At 39.7% G+C, this 18,550-nt stretch carries 14 protein-coding genes, 1 pseudogene and 1 other annotated feature; of the genes and pseudogenes, 2 read left to right on the forward strand and 13 right to left on the reverse strand.

The window, feature by feature from the left end:
• Nucleotides 1-50: 50 nt before the first annotated feature.
• Nucleotides 51-279, reverse strand: a binding site (T-box leader).
• Nucleotides 280-316: 37 nt separating this feature from the next.
• The 12 genes and pseudogenes from AWM74_RS00920 to AWM74_RS09580 form a co-directional block, all read right to left on the reverse strand.
• Entirely contained in the window at nucleotides 317-661 is a 345-nt protein-coding gene (locus tag AWM74_RS00920) for a winged helix-turn-helix transcriptional regulator (protein WP_026466241.1), read from the reverse strand.
• A gap of 109 nt (nucleotides 662-770) precedes the next feature.
• Nucleotides 771-1,226 (reverse strand): annotated as a pseudogene (locus AWM74_RS00925) (HD domain-containing protein); the annotation flags it as partial.
• 160 nt (nucleotides 1,227-1,386) lie between these two features.
• Nucleotides 1,387-2,181: a TrmH family RNA methyltransferase gene (locus AWM74_RS00930; RefSeq protein ID WP_026466243.1), complete on the reverse strand. Its 795-nt coding sequence runs from the start codon at nucleotides 2,179-2,181 to the stop codon at nucleotides 1,387-1,389.
• A gap of 4 nt (nucleotides 2,182-2,185) precedes the next feature.
• Nucleotides 2,186-3,589 (reverse strand): dipeptidase PepV, encoded by a 1,404-nt coding sequence (gene pepV, locus AWM74_RS00935; RefSeq protein WP_026466244.1) that lies wholly within the window; start codon nucleotides 3,587-3,589, stop codon nucleotides 2,186-2,188.
• A gap of 285 nt (nucleotides 3,590-3,874) precedes the next feature.
• On the reverse strand, nucleotides 3,875-4,651 hold the full coding sequence (locus tag AWM74_RS00940; protein ID WP_026466245.1) for a pseudouridine synthase: 777 nt from the start codon (nucleotides 4,649-4,651) through the stop codon (nucleotides 3,875-3,877).
• Nucleotides 4,641-6,461, reverse strand: a complete 1,821-nt coding sequence (locus AWM74_RS00945; RefSeq protein WP_026466246.1) for a putative polysaccharide biosynthesis protein — start codon at nucleotides 6,459-6,461, stop codon at nucleotides 4,641-4,643. The genes AWM74_RS00940 and AWM74_RS00945 overlap by 11 nt, the downstream gene beginning before the upstream one ends.
• Before the next feature lie 386 nt (nucleotides 6,462-6,847).
• Nucleotides 6,848-7,711, reverse strand: coding sequence for a pyridoxamine kinase (locus tag AWM74_RS00950; RefSeq protein WP_026466247.1), 864 nt, complete (start codon nucleotides 7,709-7,711; stop codon nucleotides 6,848-6,850).
• Nucleotides 7,712-7,774: 63 nt separating this feature from the next.
• Nucleotides 7,775-10,189: a leucine--tRNA ligase gene (gene leuS, locus AWM74_RS00955; RefSeq protein ID WP_026466248.1), complete on the reverse strand. Its 2,415-nt coding sequence runs from the start codon at nucleotides 10,187-10,189 to the stop codon at nucleotides 7,775-7,777.
• Nucleotides 10,190-10,518: 329 nt separating this feature from the next.
• Nucleotides 10,519-11,421 carry a shikimate dehydrogenase family protein gene (locus AWM74_RS00960; RefSeq protein WP_026466249.1) on the reverse strand — a complete coding sequence of 301 codons (903 nt, stop codon included), beginning with the start codon at nucleotides 11,419-11,421 and terminating at the stop codon, nucleotides 10,519-10,521.
• Nucleotides 11,422-11,424: 3 nt separating this feature from the next.
• Nucleotides 11,425-12,564 carry a 3-dehydroquinate synthase gene (aroB, locus tag AWM74_RS00965; protein ID WP_026466250.1) on the reverse strand — a complete coding sequence of 380 codons (1,140 nt, stop codon included), beginning with the start codon at nucleotides 12,562-12,564 and terminating at the stop codon, nucleotides 11,425-11,427.
• A 55-nt stretch (nucleotides 12,565-12,619) separates the two neighbouring features.
• Nucleotides 12,620-13,489: a 3-deoxy-7-phosphoheptulonate synthase gene (gene aroF, locus AWM74_RS00970; RefSeq protein ID WP_034258229.1), complete on the reverse strand. Its 870-nt coding sequence runs from the start codon at nucleotides 13,487-13,489 to the stop codon at nucleotides 12,620-12,622.
• A gap of 422 nt (nucleotides 13,490-13,911) precedes the next feature.
• Entirely contained in the window at nucleotides 13,912-16,314 is a 2,403-nt protein-coding gene (locus AWM74_RS09580) for a LysM peptidoglycan-binding domain-containing protein (RefSeq protein WP_060774338.1), read from the reverse strand.
• A gap of 194 nt (nucleotides 16,315-16,508) precedes the next feature.
• Between AWM74_RS09580 and mnmM the strand changes: the two genes are divergently transcribed.
• Both mnmM and AWM74_RS00985 read left to right on the forward strand, forming a co-directional pair.
• Nucleotides 16,509-17,075 (forward strand): tRNA 5-(aminomethyl)-2-thiouridylate-methyltransferase MnmM, encoded by a 567-nt coding sequence (gene mnmM, locus AWM74_RS00980; protein WP_026466252.1) that lies wholly within the window; start codon nucleotides 16,509-16,511, stop codon nucleotides 17,073-17,075.
• Nucleotides 17,076-17,804 (forward strand): hypothetical protein, encoded by a 729-nt coding sequence (locus tag AWM74_RS00985; RefSeq protein ID WP_026466253.1) that lies wholly within the window; start codon nucleotides 17,076-17,078, stop codon nucleotides 17,802-17,804.
• A gap of 445 nt (nucleotides 17,805-18,249) precedes the next feature.
• Here the strand turns inward: AWM74_RS00985 and cspD are convergent, their stop codons facing one another.
• Nucleotides 18,250-18,450 (reverse strand): cold-shock protein CspD, encoded by a 201-nt coding sequence (cspD, locus tag AWM74_RS00990; protein WP_016896897.1) that lies wholly within the window; start codon nucleotides 18,448-18,450, stop codon nucleotides 18,250-18,252.
• Nucleotides 18,451-18,550: the final 100 nt, after the last annotated feature.

Raw genomic sequence — 18,550 nt, forward strand, 5'->3', positions numbered from 1 at the left:
CCTAAAATTGAGTATCTAGACCAACAAAAAAAAGGTCCTTCACCCCCTACAAAAGGGACGAAAGACCGTGGTACCACCCTGATTCCGGTATAGTATTCCTATACCAGCACTCATTGATCGTTTTAACGGGTCGACCGGACCTGCTTTCAAATAGCATTCTATTCTCCCGCAAGCCTACTCAAGAAGTGAAAATATTTAACTATGTAGGTAAGATTCCCAGCACCACTTACTCTCTAGACTACACACCTGTTAAAAATTGTCTTCTATTAATGTAATTTCTCTTTATATTTTAGCGTTTTCGGCCGGTTTGTCAACCTTATTCGGCTGGCTCAACCCACTCATCTGCCCAACGATGTAAATTGTTGAAGATTTTTTGTAAGTCTTGGCCTTTTTCTGTCAATGTATAAACCGTGATTATGTGACCATTCGCTTCTGACTCTTCTTTACGCACAATACCCTCTTCAGTTAATTCGCGTAATCTTTCAATTAATACACGGTCAGAAATACCGTTAATTGAGTCACGTAATTGTCCAAATCGTAATGGCGTTGCTAATAATACTTCAATAATTAAGCTATTCCACTTTTTACCAATCACTTTGCAAGCATGTTCCATCTTGCTACACATTACCGGTAAGTCTGCTTGTTTAATGGTAATTTCCATCTTGATCAATCTCCTCTTGTGTTTCTGCTAATTCTTCTTTTTCTTCTAATGAAACTTCTTGATTGCTAGTTCCAGCAAGTGCCGGAATAACTAATTTACCAACGAAATATCTAAATGATCTCATCATTTTCTTTTGAGACAAATTAGCTAAACTAGGTTTTACAAAGTCTCCGGTTGCAATATATTTATCCACGAATGTCACTACATAAGATTCTTTATAGCGCGGAAAATGTGGCGTGGCAAGCCACATGTGCTTAAGAATAATATCTTCCTCAACAGGTGATAAATCCGTCACCACACGCGCATTAATCAAAGCAATTTTAGGATGGTTTCTAAGATGAGTACCTTTAGAAAAAGTAACCTCACCTGGCACATAATAAAATAAATCATGTAGTAAACCGGCACGTGCGCAAGCCTTGAAGTCCCATCCTAATGACCTAGCTACTTTATATGACATATAAGAAACTAGATAGGAGTGGGTTAAGCGATTGCCATGGACATGTTGCTTGAAATACGCTAAGTCTGTTACAAAGAGATGGTTTTTAATATCCGCAATGATTTGCATATACTCTGAATCGTCTTCCCAAAAATAATGTTCTTGTTCCGTCACGATAATCACCCTTTTTTCCAACGATTTCCAACTTCAACTGATTTTGCTATGCTCACGTACCCCTTTTCAAATCTCGTAACAGTTTCATCACAACCTACTTTTAGAAGAAAACAATCTAGTCTTGGATGGGAAATTGATACATGACTATCGCCCCAGCAACCGCTACATTCAAAGATTCTGCAGATCCTGACATTGGGATATATAAAGCCATATCTGCTAACTGGCTGGTTGTTTGACTTACACCATTACCTTCATTTCCCATAACCAAGGCCCATTTCCCTTTCGATTTTAAATCAAAAGCGTTACTTGCTTGCGCTTGGTCGTTTAGTTCTGTTGTTGTAATAAAATAGCCAGCCTCTTGTAATTGTGGAATGACTTCTACCAAGTCAACTTCATAAGTATTGACGGCAAAATGACTACCTTGCATAGATCTTAGAACCTTATCATTATATAAGTCAACCGTACCCAATCCTAGTAAGATATCTCGGTAACCAAAAGCATCCGCAGTACGGATTAAAGTACCTAAGTTCCCTGGATCTTGCACTTGATCTAAAATCAATAATCCTTTTGATAATTGATTGATATCAAGTTTTTTAGCCTCTGGTAGAAAAGCTACTGCAAAGATATCCTGGTGATTATCCGTTTGACTAAGTGCTTTTGCTACTTCCGGTGTCACCTGAGTGAGCGGTAAGTCCCCTTTGAGCGCTTGTAATTGGGTCACATTTTGATGGCTACTTTCAGGCACATAGTAAATCATTTGAATCTCTGCATCCGCCTTGACGGCCATCTCTACAAGATGTGGCCCTTCCAGCAAATACTGGCCTGCTTTTTTGCGGCCTTTACGAGTAAAAAGTTTCTTTAATTCTTTAATCTGTTGATTTTGAACAGATGAAATTAAGCGTTCTACCATAGGCTTATGCGTTTTCTGGCTTAATCAATTCGTAAATGGCTTCAGCGTAAATAGCTGCTGATTTCATTAAGTCACGAACCGCAAAGAATTCATTGGCTTGGTGCATAGTGTCTACTGAATCTGGGAATAATGCACCAAAGGCTACACCGCGTTTTAGTAAACGGCCATAGGTTCCCCCACCGATTGAGCGTTCTTGTCCTTTTTCACCTGTTTGATTTTCATAAACAGCTAGTAAAGTTTGCACTAACGGATCATCAGCTGGTACATAGTGTGGTACTTTATTGGTTTTTGTACCGTCTACAAAGTGATAGTGGTAAGTTTCACCGTGGGTTGCAAATGTTGTATCAATTTCACTATAGTCTTTACCACGTGGCACACGAATATTTAAGACTGTATATAATTTACCGTCTTCTTCGCCAACCAAACCTGGGTTTACAGTCACTTTACCCATAATTTCATCTTCATGGGCAATACCTAATTTTTCACCATTAAAGTCTAAATGTAATAGGTCACCTAAGAATTTCAATAGGTCATCTTGGGCTAAATCATCGTCTAATTGTAATAATAATTTAGATAAATATGTTGCCGCATTATATCCAACACTTGGATTCATTGCGTGAACGCCTTTACCTTCAACAGTAATTGCCGTTGCATCAGCGTCTGGACTTACAATGATTGTGATTTCTGGATTAGCTGCTTGGAAATCGGCAACGATTTGGTTGACATCAGAGGTCAATCCAGTCACAACTGCACGTGCTTCACCCGGTACCATGTTTTCACGAAGACCACTTTCAAATGAAAGTAATTTTTCAGAACGACGGTCGAATACTAGCTTAGCTGAGTACATCCCTTTTTCCCCGTTAATAATTGGGAAGTCCGCGTCTGGAGAGAAACCAAAATCTGGTTCTTCTTCTACTTCAAAGTAACGTGTTACACCTTGCCATTCACTTTCTTCGTCAGTACCAACGATGAAACGAACACGTTTCTCAACTGGTAGGCCTAATTCTTTGATGACTTTCAAGCCGTAGTAGGCAGCCATTAAAGGACCTTTGTCGTCTGAAGCACCACGGGCATAGATGCGGTCGTTGATAATTTCGGGTTTGAATGGATCAGTATCCCATTTATCGTCTACTGGAACAACGTCTACGTGGGCTAAAACGCCAAGCGTTTCATCGCCTGTACCGAATTCAGCATGACCTGCAAGGTTATCAACGTTTTTAGTTGTGAAGCCATCGCGTTCAGCAATCTTCAAGAAAGTTTCTAATGCCTCTTTAGGGCCAGGTCCAACAGGTGCATCTGCACTTGCTTTACTGTCGTCACGCACACTGTTTACGCTTAATAATGTAAATAAGTCATTGATTAAGTCATCTTTACGATTGTTGATTTCTTCTTGCCAATTAATTGTCATTTAGAATCCTCCTAGAAATTTATGCTTGTTTATATTTTAGCACAAATTTGACGATAACTCACATAATACAACTAACAAATTGTAAGGGTGCGAGCTAGTGAACCCGACGATAGTACAAAGTTAAAAAGGCATTGAGTTTATAGTCTGCTTGTAGTTAGCCTTCTGCTAAAAAATAATTCGGCAAGTTTCGATAGTTAAGTCTAGGCACTTTTGAAGTTAGGCAACTGCAATCGACAACTTTTCTCCATCAAAAAAGCTAGGTTCGTGACCTAGCTTCATGAATGGTTATTCTGTGATATCTAATGCTTTGCCTTCAAAGATGGCGTCGTATAGGTCTTGATAGTCTACTTGAACGAATTCACCTTCTGCTAAGGCATCCGGCAGTGTCAATTGACCAATACGTTGTCTATGTAGCTGCACGACTTCACAATCAACAGCATGGAACATACGCTTAACTTGGTGGTACTTACCTTCTGCTATGACCACGCGAGCTAAGGATTGGCCAGCTTCTTCGTCTACTTGGTCGATGAAAAGTTGTGCTGGCTTTGTTTTTTCACCTTGGCCAATGTCCAATCCTTTTTCAAATTGGTCAATATGCTTGTCTGATAATAACCCATCAACAAGAACAGCGTATTCCTTTTCCACGTGTTTCTTAGGGGCCATTAAGGCATGGTTGAATTGGCCATCGTTGGTGATCAGTAGCAGACCTGTTGTGTCTTTATCTAGGCGTCCAACTGGAAATGGTTCGTAGGTTAAGACCAGGTCTTCTGGTAACAGGTCAATCACGGTGTCCCAACGGTTGTCTTCGGTGGCAGATATAACGCCGTCTGGCTTGTGCATCATGATATAAACATAAGGTTCATAGATGATTTCTTGCCCATCTACTTCCACCTTGTCCTCTGTTACATTGACTGGTAGATTGGGTTTCTTGGCTACAGAACCATTGATGTAAATAGCGGATTTTTTGATTAAGGTCTTCACGTCACTTCGGCTATAAGTGGTCATGCTAGAGACAAATTTATCTAAACGTTGGGTGTTTTTCGCTGTTTTTTTATTTGTCATAGCGGCCCATTCCTAATTTCGCACGAAGCATTTTGGCCTTGTCGCCAAGTAGCGTATCTAATAGTTTGAAGCGTAAGCCACCAATGACATAAACTGCTACCCCAACACCAGCTACAATCACGATTTGGGCCACTTGGTGCACAATTGAGATTTCAGGTGATAAGATAGTGCGTCGTAAGAAATGGTTGACTAACCAAGTGGCAATACCCATAGCACCAGATAACAAAGTAATGCCCTTGATTTGGTTTAGGACTTCTACTACCGATAAGTTGATACGGACTCTTAAGCGCCACAAATAGAATATGGCAATTCCGATAAAAGCTGTTCCAGTAGCTAATAAGGCACCTGATGTGCTAAAAATCGCTAGAAAAGGTACTTGTAGAACCAATTTAAGGGTAATCCCAATGACCATCCCCATAATGGCGTCTTTAAAGAAGGACATGGCTTGTAACATAGCAACAAGAACTGAAAACAGCCCCATGGTCACAGCTACTGCCGCTGCTAATTGTAATAGTGAGGTACCTAGTGGATCGTGGGTAAAGATGATCGCGTACAAGGGCTCAGCTAATACCGCCATCCCGATTGCAGAGGGGAACATGACTAGCGAGAATAATTTCAAGTTGTGGCCGATTAACCCTTTTGTTTCTGGAAAATCTTGCGTGGCATGTCGGTCAATACGTCTTGGCAGTGCTTTATTTGCCAGCTTGGCCTCGATATCCCTTTTTTCCTCTGAATGGGTAGCTGAAATAACAGCGATGGAGGTCGAACCGATGGCGACAGCTAGGGAAACGATAATGGTCACGAGTTTATTGGCATTGGCACCAAAAATGGCGTATTCATTGATTAATTGATCATGTGAAAGATGAGAAACGTGCGTCATTATCGGCATGTAGGTGTTAGTATCGACTAAACGAGATAATTCGATTGCTGAACCGGAAACGATGAATGGAATAGCAATCATCACGATTTCGAGTAATAGATTTTTGGAAGAGACGTAGGTTTCTTCCTTAACCGCGTACAATTCTTCTTCCTTATTATAACCTTTGCGGTAGCGCATAAAGAAGAATACCAATGTGGCTAAGGCTGCTAGCGCCCCAACGAAGGCCGCAAATGTTGAGTGAGTTACAGCTTTGACCATCTCGCCATTATTGATCACCCGGATGATATAAACTGCGCCTAACATGTATAGGACACGTAAGATTTGTTCAGTAATTTGTGAAATCGCGGATGGCTTCATATCTTGGTGCCCTTGGAAGTAACCACGGATAACTGAAATTGTTGGTAAAACAACTAAAGCTGGCACCAAGGACCGGATAACCAAGACTACTGAATCGAAATCACGAGCTGGCGTTGATTGGGCCAAAATAGGTGCGAATGTCCAAAGTAGCACACCCCCAACTAGACCAGTGATGGTCATTAAGGCTAGCCCTGCCTTGAATAAGCGCTTGGCCGTTTTATAGTAGCCACGTGCGTTATAATAAGCCATTTGCTTAGCGATTGAATCTGGAACCCCGGCGATTGTTATGGACAAGAAAATCGCGTAGTAACTATACCCAATATTGAACAAGGAATTAGCTTCATTGGCGATGTGCGGTTCGCCCATCCAATTGTACCAAGGCATGATGTAAAGGACCCCTAAGATCCGTGACACCATTGAGGCAATGGTCATCCAAGACGCCCCAGCATTCATTTTCTCTTGTGCGCTGGCACTTGGTTTTCTAGGTGGAAGATCTAGTGGATCCACTTCTTCAGGTTGAATCACTTCTTCTACTTCATCAGTCCGATTTAAATTCGGATCATCTATACCCATATTTATTTAGCTCCTTATACAATAATTTTGATTTATTTCAATATTTCATATTTATTGATCTTTGAAAAACACTTAGCTTTCATTTTATATAATACGCCCCGTCATTTCAATCATCATCAGATTAAAAAGACCTTAAGTTTTAAAAGAAAGGGTGTAAACTTTGGCATTTAGACAGGTATATAACAAGCATATTATATCAGAAAATCTGAAGTTGAATTCACCAACTCGCCAACAATAGTGGCATGCGATATTACTAACAGCTTCGACTGCCTTCAATTTCCAATACAATGATAAGTAAAGCTTTAGTCGCAACAAATTAAACTTCTCAAATAAAAACTGACAGTTATGTAGTCTACACAACTGCCAGTTTATGATTAGTCTGAATATTATTGTTGGTTAGCTTTTAATTTTGATACGAAGTTAGATAAGTCGCCCAAGAATAGCTCAAATTGTAAACCATTCATCATAACATCTGGATCATCTAATGATTTTTCGATAATTTTTGGAATGTAGTCCACCGCTAATTGGCTAGCCACTTTAACAGAGGCACCATTTGCTAATGCACCAACAAAGATTGAACCGAAGATATCACCAGTACCGTGGAATTTACCACCGATAAATGGTCCAGTCGCTAAACCTTTTTCACCAGTCTCTACGTCCAAGTAGTACGCACCAGTTTGACTTTCGCCGTCATATCCTGCACCAGTTAAAATAACTGAAGCATTGGTTTGTTTACGAACTAATGTTAAGAATTCGTCGATTTTTTCTTGTGGCCAGATACCTTCAGTATACTCCACACCATACAAGAAACTTGCTTCTGTTTGGTTAGGCATAATCACATCTGCCATCGCGCATAAATTCAACATTTCTTTTGCATACTCTTCGTCAAAACCATAATAGAAACTACCATTGTCAGCCATAACAGGATCTAGATAGAATTTTGCATCATCTTTTAATAATTTTGGCAGTTCTTTCTCTAAAAACTTGATTTGGCGAACACTACCTAAATAGCCAACGTATGCTGCATCAAATTTTAAGCCAAATGAGTGCCAATGATCCACGATTTTTTCCATTTCATCAGTTAAGTCAAGAAATGTGAATCCTTCAAAACCTGGCCCTGTATGTGTTGAAAGCAAGGCTGTTGGTAAAATAGTTCCTTGTAGGTGCATACTTGATAGAATTGGTAATGCCACTGTTGTAGAACATTTACCGAAGCTAGAAGCATCGTGGATAATTAAAATATTTTTCATGTAAACGCCATCTCCCCTTATTAAAAACTAATCATATTATACACAAGACAAATATGATGTCTACTAATTTGCCACAATATTGACTAGTTTGTTTGGTACAACGATTTCTTTGCGAATTGTTTTACCAGCAATTGCTTCTTGCACTTTCTCGTTTGCATGGGCAATTTCTAACAATGCTTCTTTGGCACTATCATTAGGCACTTGTAATTTCGCTTTGATTTTACCATTCACTTGTACAACGATTTCAATTTCATCATCAACGATCATTTCTGGATCAAATGTTGGCCAGTCTACGTATGAAATACCAGGTTCGTTTCCAACAATTACCCACATTTCTTCAGCTAAATGCGGAGCGATTGGGGCAATCAGTTGAATAAAGCCTTTCACGTATTCATAGTATAGGCTTTCAGCCTTATTAGCTTCATTTACAAATACCATCATTTGAGAAATGGCTGTATTAAAGTGTAGGTTGTCAAAGTCTTCCGTTACTTTTTGAACTGTTTGGTGGTAAACTTTGTCTAATTCACCTGTGTTCATTGTCGTAATACGGTCACGCATTTTGCCATTTTCATCAACTAGTAAACGCCATACACGTTCTAGGAAACGACGAGAACCTTCAAGGCCATTCTCAGACCAAGCGATTGACGCATCTAGAGGACCCATGAACATTTCATATAGACGCAAGGTATCTGCCCCGAATTGGTTGACTACATCATCAGGGTTTACAACGTTCCCTTTAGATTTAGACATTTTCTCATTACCTTCACCAAGAATCATCCCTTGGTTATATAGTTTTTGGAATGGTTCTTCATTTGGTACAACGCCTAAATCATATAAGAACATATTCCAGAAACGTGCATATAGTAAATGCAATACCGCATGCTCTGCCCCACCAATATACAAGTCCACATTGTACCAGTAGTCTAAAGCTTCTTTAGAAGCAAATTCATTTGAATTTTTAGGGTCGATATAACGTAGGAAGTACCATGATGAACCTGCCCATTGTGGCATTGTGTTTGTTTCACGGCGGCCTTTCATACCTGTTTCAGGATCAGTGACATATAACCACTCTTCAATATTGGCTAATGGAGATTCACCTGTACCAGATGGTTTAATGTTGTCAGTTTTTGGTAAACGAACTGGTAGCTCATCTTCTGGAACTGCAGTTGTTGTGCCATCTTCCCAATGGATAATTGGAATTGGTTCACCCCAGTAACGTTGACGAGAGAAGACCCAGTCACGTAAACGGTATGTTGTTTGACGTTCACCGCGACCTGAAGCTGTTAACATTTCAATCGCTTTTTCAGTTGCTTCTGCAGTTTCTAAACCGTTTAATTCACCTGAATTAATGTGAGGACCGTCTCCAGTATATGCTTCAACAGCAACATCGCCACCTTCAATTACCGGTTGAATTGGTAGGTTGAATTGTTTAGCGAATTCGTAGTCACGACTATCATGGGCAGGAACCGCCATAACAGCACCCGTACCATATGAAGCTAAAACGTAGTCTGCAACCCAGATTTCAAATGGTTCACCAGTTAATGGGTGGATACCGTAAGCACCGGTGAATACCCCAGTTTTTTCTTTGGCTAAATCTGTCCGGTCTAAGTCAGATTTCATTGAAGCTGCAAGTAAATAAGCTTCCACTTCTTCACGTTGCTCTTCAGTCACGATTTGACGCACCAAGTCATGTTCAGGTGCTAAAACAGCGAAAGTTAAGCCGTAAATAGTGTCTGGACGCGTCGTAAAGGCATCAAAAGTTAAGTCTTGATCTTTAATATCGAAAGTTAATTGCGCACCTTCCGATTTACCAATCCAGTGACGTTGCATTTCAACAACTGAATTTGGCCAGTCAACATTTTCCAAACCATCCAATAAACGGTCAGCGTATGCAGTAATCCGTAATACCCATTGTTTCATTGGTTTACGAACGACTGGGTGACCACCACGTTCTGACTTTCCGTCGATGACTTCTTCATTGGCTAGTACTGTTCCTAAAGCTTCACACCAGTTAACCAAGATTTCGTCTTCGTAGGCTAAACCTTTTTCAAATAATTTAGTAAAAATCCATTGTGTCCATTTGTAGAATTTTGGATCAGTTGTATTGATTTCACGGTCCCAATCATAAGAAAAACCTAGTGATTTGATTTGACGTTTGAATGTGGCGATATTTTTCGCAGTGAAATCAACTGGATCATTCCCAGTGTCTAATGCATATTGCTCAGCTGGTAATCCAAACGCATCCCAGCCCATTGGGTGCAAGACGTTATAGCCTTGTGCACGTTTATAACGAGACATAATATCCGTTGCAGTATACCCTTCTGGATGCCCTACGTGTAGTCCAGCCCCTGATGGGTAAGGGAACATGTCTAGTGCGTAATATTTAGGTTTTGAATAATCCTCTAAAGTTTTAAACTCTTTATTCTCGTCCCAATATTTCTGCCATTTCTTCTCAATTACTTTATGATTAAAAGCCATTATTTTCTGTCTCTCCTTTAATTGTGAAAATAAAAAAAGCCCTATATACGTCAAAAAAACGTATATAGGACGAAATAATTTCGTGGTACCACCTATGATTTGTACTCTTCATACCGATAACGTTGGCGTAACGTGGTAACGGATCTTACTGTCGTCACCAACTTATAATCCAGCCTAATTCACACGGGGTTCAAATATACTCACACCAACCGTATACTCGCTTTATTGAACACACCTTGTTACTACCTCTGAAAAAAGTTCAAATATTGCCTTTATTCTAGCACTTTCACCCAGTAAAAGCAAACCCACTCAATCCAGATTTTCCGGGCTTATTTGGCTTTTCTAGCAGCTAACTGACCCTTAATGGTATCAAAGACTACTTGCACTGGCATTTCTTTATGGGCAAATAATTGGTAGTTTAATTTAGCTTGGTAAACTAACATATCTAAACCACCAATGACCACACAATTTCTTGCTTTTGCTTGTTGCATAAACCGGGTTTCCATAGGTTCGTAAATCACGTCCATGACCACTGTCCCCTCTTGTAACCAGTTTTCGTCCGCCAAAATGGATTGGCCCTGGCTTGATCCCATCCCTAGGCTCGTTGATTGAATCACGATTTCAGCATGCTTGACTGCTTGACCTACATGATCTTGGTCTGAAAGGTCAATCAGTTTTAAATTGATTTGTGGGTAATCCGCTCTTAAAGCATCGCACAACTTAATCAATAGGTCTTTTTCTTGGATATTTCGTGCCACCACAGAAATATCTGTCATGCCCTCGATTACGGCCTGGGCAATAATGATTCTAGACGTTGCGCCAGATCCGTAAACGACTAACCGCTTCCCAACTAGGTCCACGCCCCTATTTTTTACGGCAAGCCATAAGCCGGCACCATCAGTATTGTAGCCTACCCATTGCCCCTTGTCGTCTCGGGTAATCATGTTAATAGCGTTGACATATTGACCAGCAGCATCTAAACGGTCTACCGTCTGCATAGCATTGAATTTCCCTGGCATGGTAATGTTAATCCCTTGAACGTCTAGGGCTTTCAAATGCTCGATCCGCTCAATTGTGTCATCTTCGCTCGTTTCAAAAGCGATGTAGACCATATTCAGGTCTTGAGCTTTAAAAGATGTATTGTAAATAATTGGTGAAAGTGAGTGGCTCAAGGGTTGGCCAATCACCGCTGCAAACTTCGTTGTCCCGTTAATATCTGTAATTGAGTCCACGCTTTAAGCCTCCGCTTCTACGATTGTGATAGGTAATTTATCGGTTTTTAGGTCCGTGAAAATGGTCTCTAACCAGCCGGCATATTGGTCAAAAGTAATGGTTTTAAGTTCACATTTACCGAATGATTCAGGGAAGATTTCCGTAATTTCCCCACCCCGACGCTTCTTGTCGTTGGTCATGGCAGCAAGAATATCCTCAAAGGTATACTCTTTTGCCACATGCACTTGGTCTAATAGATGGTACTGGTTGAGTAAATTGTTAAAACGATCAGCCAAACTTAAGGCTGTCAGCCCTTCTTTTTCAGCCATTAATTGGGTCAAAATCATACCCGTTGCAACGCCTCGACCGTGGGAAACTTTGTAATGTGATACTTGTTCAATCGCGTGTCCAATAGTATGACCAAAGTTCAATAATTGACGCAAGCCTAAATCTAGTTCGTCTTCTAACACAACGCTTCGTTTAATCTCAACACAACGTTTAACAACAGCTGCCAAGTCTTCGCTCAAGGCATTTAAAGGTTGGTCGCGGGTCATTAAGTTGTTCAGTAAATCCCTGTCTAAAATCATGCCGTATTTAATTAATTCGGCACACCCATCTTCGAAAATACTTTGCGATAAAGTATGGAAGGTAGTTAAGTCACAAAGGACGCGTGCTGGCTGATAAAAGGCGCCAACTAGGTTTTTACCCTGGGGTAAGTCGATGGCCGTTTTGCCGCCTACTGAAGAATCAATAGCTGAAAGTAAGGTCGTCGGAATTTGAATGTAAGGAATGCCACGCAAGTAAGTCGCTGCTGTAAATCCAACTAAATCACCAATTACCCCACCTCCCAAGGCAATCAGGACGTCTGAACGTGAATAATTCAAAGTGGCCAACTCTTCTTGCAGGCGAATGTAGTTTGCAGATGATTTCTGGGCTTCTCCGGCCGGTAGGGTAATGGTGTTGACATCAGTCGTAATTGGGCTAATCGCCTCTTGTAAGGTCCCTAGGTAACCATATGAAGCGACGTTCTCGTCAGTCACGATCATGACCTTACGTTGCTGAACTAAATCTTCCAGATGGTGTCCGGCATTTTTAATCAAATCGTTGTCAATGATCACATCGTAGGGATTGGCAACTGCTACATTTACATTTTCCAATTTCATTCCTCAATTCTTTAAAATACGTTTGTCGATAAGTTGTTTAACCGGTGTTAGTAGATTAATTTAAATCCGCTAAGAATGTGTGTAATGCTTGCACTTTCTCAGTTAACGCCTTGTACTCATCTAAGTATAACGATTGTCGGCCGTCTGACCAAGCCTCATCTGGATTTTGATGAATTTCAATGATCAAGCCGTCAGCGCCAGCAGCAACCGCAGCCATAGCCATTGATTCAACCCACTCTCGTTTCCCTACAGCATGACTCGGGTCAACCACAATTGGTAAGTGCGTTTTTGATCGTAAAACAGGAATTGCAGATAAATCTAAAGTGTTTCGCGTACTTGTTTCGTAGGTACGAATACCACGTTCACATAAAATTACATTAGGATTACCATGGGCTAAAATGTATTCAGCAGACATTAATAAGTCTTCGATTGAAGCTGCCATTCCGCGTTTTAACAAGACTGGTTTTGACGTTTGACCAATTGCTTTTAATAAGTCGAAGTTCTGCATGTTTCGAGCACCCACTTGGTACATATCGATCCCATCGAATAAATGCACTTGATCAACAGCCATCACCTCTGTCACCACTGGTAAGTCGTATTTCTTACCAACAGCCTCTAACATGTCTAAACCTTCTTGCCCTAAACCTTGGAATGAGTATGGAGAAGTACGTGGTTTGAACGCCCCACCGCGTAACATATTGGCACCTGAATCTTTTACCGCTGCAGCTACTTCGTCTAATTTATCTAAACCTTCGATTGAACAAGGACCACCGATCATGGCAAAATGACCGTCACCAATTTGGATATTGCCTACTTGTACAACTGATGGCGCCGACTTGTATGATAAGCTCGCTCGTTTGTATGGCTCTTTAATATTGGCTAAAATCGTTTCTTCGGTTTCTGCAGTCATTACTTGTGTATTCATTTTATTTTCTCCTTTTTTAAAACGCAGTATCAATAGTCATTTTCCAAGGTGGGAATTTAAGCAAGAAAAAAGCCCTTTACAACAAAACCACCCTTGAGTGATTTTTGTTGTAAAGGACTTTCTTGTGTAACTAGCGCCTATGCTAGTTGTTTAAGAACTAAAGCCATATCCTTTTTTAAGTACAACAAAATCACCTTTACCAAAACCGTAAAAGTAAAAGTAAAAGTTGAAAAAGTTATAGAATGTTGTACTTAGTAATGATTTCATGGCTGTAGTCCTCCTCTCGCTATTTGATAATGCAACTTTAGCAATTTTTTTTAATCTTGTCAACAAAATTCTAATTCGATTCTAATTTTATCCAAAAAACACCCCAGCTTGTAAAGGGGGAGCTAAACAAGCTGAGGTGTCATAATTTGATCAAATTAGTTTAGTTTTAAGACTTGTCCAATGTACAAGTTGTAGTTTGATAAACCGTTCAATGTCATTAACTCATCTAAGCTTAAACCGTTGTTTTTAGCGATACGGTATAAAGTTTCGCCAGATTTAACTGTATGTGTCTTCGTGCTAGAAGTAGCTGAAGAAGATGCAGTTGATGTAGATGAACTTGTTGACGCACTTGAAGACGCTTGACTAGATGAAGCTTGGCTAGATCCACCAGTTGTAAATACTTTACCTGGGTGAATTAAGTCAGAACCACCGTTTAAGGCACGGGCTTCCGCTAATGAAATACCTAAGGCACGCGCTACTGTGTAAATACCGTCACCAGATTTAACTGTGTAAGAGTTACCTGATGTTGACGCAGATGATTGGCTAGTTGAAGCACTTGAAGTTGACGTAGCTGAACTTGAAGTCGCTTGACTAGATGAAGCTTGACTAGATGAACCTGCAGTAAATACTTTACCTGGGTGAATTAAGTCAGAACCGCCGTTTAAGGCACGGGCTTCCGCTAATGAAATACCTAAGGCACGCGCTACAGTGTAAATACCGTCACCAGATTTAACTGTGTATGATTTACCTGATGTTGACGCAGATGATTGGCTAGTTGAAGCACTTGAAGTTGACGTAGCTGAACTTGAAGTCGCTTGACTAGATGAAGCTTGACTAGATGAACCTGCAGTAAATACTTTACCTGGATGAATCAAGTCAGAACCGCCATTTAATGAGCGTGCTTCTGATACTGAAATACCTAAGGCTTTCGCTACACTGTATAAGCCATCTCCAGATTTAACTGTGTATGACTTACCTGATGTTGAAGCAGATGAACTAGCGTTAGCACTTGAGCTTGATGAAGAAGACGAACTTGATGTAGAAGTTGTCGACTGACCAGCTTTAAATACTTTACCTGGATGAATCAAGTCAGAACCACCATTTAAGGCACGCGCTTCTGATACTGAAATACCTAAGGCTTTCGCTACACTGTATAAGCCATCACCAGATTTAACTGTGTATGATTTACCAGTTGATGTAGACGCTGAAGATGAACCAGTATTAGCACTTGAGCTTGATGAAGAAGACGAACTTGATGTAGAAGTTGTCGACTGACCAGCTTTAAATACTTTACCTGGATGAATCAAGTCAGAACCACCATTTAAGGCACGCGCTTCTGATACTGAAATACCTAAGGCTTTTGCTACGCTGTATAAACCATCACCCGATTTAACTGTGTAGGATTCACCTGATGTTGAAGCAGATGAACCTGTTTTAGTTGTTTCTTCTGCTACTTCTTCAGATGCAGATGTAGCTGCTTTAAATACTTGGCCTGGGTGGATCAAATCAGAACCGCCATTTAATGAACGTGCTTCTGATACTGAAATACCTAAGGCTTTTGCTACGCTGTATAAACCATCACCCGATTTAACTGTGTATGATTTACCTGATGTTGTCGCAGATGAACCAGTGTTAGTAGCTGTTTCTGTGCTTGCTGAACTAGACGATGAAGATGCGCTAGATGAAGCTACAGATAAGACTTGGCCTGGGTGAATTAAGTTAGAAGTTAAGCCATTTTGCGCCTTAACCTCTGCAACAGTTACACCTAAAGCGCGTGCTACAGTGTATAAACCATCACCAGCTTTAACTGTATAAGATTTCCCACCATTTGTAGATGATGTTGTCCCTTGTGCTGATAAGTTTGTAGTTGCACCTGAAACTGATGCAGATGTACCTGAAGTTGAACCAGCAGGTGTATCATAATGTGTTAAACCATGTGTCGTAATTAAGTTGTTTAATTTCCCACCATAGCGTGTATCAGTTGCGTAAGTACCAGTTAAGGCAGCAGTCGCATCTTTGTATGAACTTGTATTTGATTTCCAAGTACCTGAATAAAATTCAGAATCCCAAGAAACACCATTAACCATTTTATTCGCGTAGTCAGTTAATGACTCTTTGTATGATGGGTAATCACGGAATGAATCTCTGATTTGGTAATAGTTACCAGAACCATCATCTTCAAGTGTGTAGAAAGTTACACCCTCACCGTTGTATGTCCCTTTAATCCCGAATAAGTTGTAGTATGGTGCTGCCGATAGACCTGATACACCCCAGTTAGACTCTAAAATCGCTTGAGCAATCATTACTGATGCATATAGGTCGTTATCATTTGCTAGCTTATAAGCATCTGGAATAATGCTATCTAAGAAAGCATTATTGGTTGATGCAAAAGTAACTGTCGTCCCTTCGCTCGCTTCTACTGTTGGAATATCGATATTTGCACTTAAACTTGATACAGCAAAAGCAGAACCTAAAACGATAGCCCCTAAAGTTGCTGATTTTTTGGAAATTGACGCAATTGATTTGCGCGACACTGCTTTATTTTCCTCAATAACCAATTATACTCCCCCTTGTAATTTTTTAATTGTCAAAAAAACTAAACTTTCACAACCTAAATTCTATCTAAAATAATTTTATTAAGAAAGACTTAATTTGTGTTGATGTTATTATTTAATATTTGTAATATTAGTGTAATATTGTTTTCTGAAAACCCACAGTAGATTAAGCTATTAATATAGAAAGAAGGAATGGTATGTTTCAAAATATTGTCACTGTGACGCATCAAATAATGAAAAAAAAAATTCACAATGGTGACCATGTATTAGACGCGACGGTAGGTAAAGGTAATGATACCCTGTTGCTTTCACAACTAGTTGGCCCTGAAGGTATCGTCTACGGCTTAGACATACAAGCACAGGCGATTGCATTCGCTGAAAAACGCCTTTCTGAAGAGGCAAAATTTAAAAATACAAAGTTGTTTGTAAAAGACCATAGCGAATTAGACCAAGTCATTCCGGCCGATGAGAAATTGCAATTAGCCATCTTCAACCTCGGTTATTTGCCTAGTGGAGATAAAGAGATCATCACCCAATCAGAGACTACTATCAAAGCCATTCAAACGGTCCTTGAACGCTTAGATAAGATGGGGGTGTTACTGATTGCTTCATACGTTGGTCATCCGGGTGGTATGGAAGAATTTGAAGCGGTTCAATCTTATCTCGAAAAATGCGACCAAAAAAGTTATAATGTAGCTATGTTCAATTTTTTGAACCAAAAAAACCTACCTCCACGATTATTTATCGTTGAAAGGAGACAATAAATGGCAGCAATCAAATCCATGGCCGGTAGCAAAAACCGCCAAATTCTTGTTCCAGCAATTTTCCATGTCCTACTCGTATGTCTCATGGCAATCCCCGCCTTCATGACATTACAAGCAGTCAACACGTTTAACTGGACAAATTTTCTATTATTAATATTCTGGCAATTTTTACTTACACAGGTCTACTTATTATTTTCTAAGCAAAAAGGACTCACACTCATTAAGAATATGATCATCTTAGGTGTGGTCGAAGTTGCCCTAATCGCCATTTTAATTTTTAGTCCCGTAACTATTTTGGCAAAAGGGTTACTCTTCCTACAATGGTTATTGATTCATTTAGTGATTGGTACGCATAACTTACTGCCAGTATTGCCCCCATTATTTATCGCAATGGAAATGGTCATCATGCAAAACATCGTAGAAATGGCCAACGCGCAAGTCTTATTAACCGGTTTAGGCCTTATCAAATTCCTATTCTACCTAGCAGTATTCTCCTGGTTATCTAGCTTATTCATGGATTACCGTTCTGAAGGCGTAGAAATCGCTGGTAAAAAATCAAATTCAGCAAGAATGATGAAATTACTGGCTAGCTTTGCGATTGTCGTCTTGATCATCGCTATCGCTGCAAGCTTCATTATTCCAGAATCATTAAATGGTCAAACAATCGCTTTATTCATCATTTCATTAGTGATTATGATTTACAGTTTATTCCTTAAAAAGAGACAATAATAATAATAGACAAAGCCCGCTTTAAATGGTTGTAAGCACCAGATCAAAGCGGGTTTTGTTATGTTGTTAGCGTATTTGATAATGAAAGTAAAGAAAAAGGAGACTATTGAGACAGCCTTTAAAATATGCTCAATAATATCCACAATATATAGTCTCAATAAAATTGATTTTATATTTAGATGATTGATGCTTAAAATAAATTTTCGATAATTTATGCCCTACATAAGAAGCTAATAGAGCTACGAATAGGTCGAATAAAAGAGAGCCTATTTTTGAAAAATCGAATGATACTTCAATACAAATGCGAACTTTTTGCTGCTTCTAGGTCGCTAGAGATCTCCGCTATTTTAATATCTTTCAAATTTAAAGCAAAAAAAGACTAGCTAAACTGATGTTTAACTAGTCTGGTGGGCTGTTGCCCTAATTGTTAAAATTTAAATTAGATTTACGCTTTAACAACGTTAGCTGCTTGTGGTCCACGGTTTCCATCTTCGATTTCGAAAGAAACTTCTTGACCTTCTTCTAAAGATTTGAACCCGTCACCTTGAATAGCTGTGAAGTGAACGAATACGTCGTCAGCGCCGTCGCGTTCGATAAATCCAAAACCTTTTTCTGCGTTAAACCATTTAACTTTACCTTGTTCCATAATAATAGAATCCTCCTCGTGCTCATGCACATATTTCTTTAGTAATTCTTGCACGGCTCGAGTAAAACTTTTAAGTGCCTAGCACTTTTAAAAATGTATA

This window comes from Aerococcus urinaeequi, assembly GCF_001543205.1.
In the GTDB taxonomy this organism is placed as follows: domain Bacteria; phylum Bacillota; class Bacilli; order Lactobacillales; family Aerococcaceae; genus Aerococcus; species Aerococcus urinaeequi.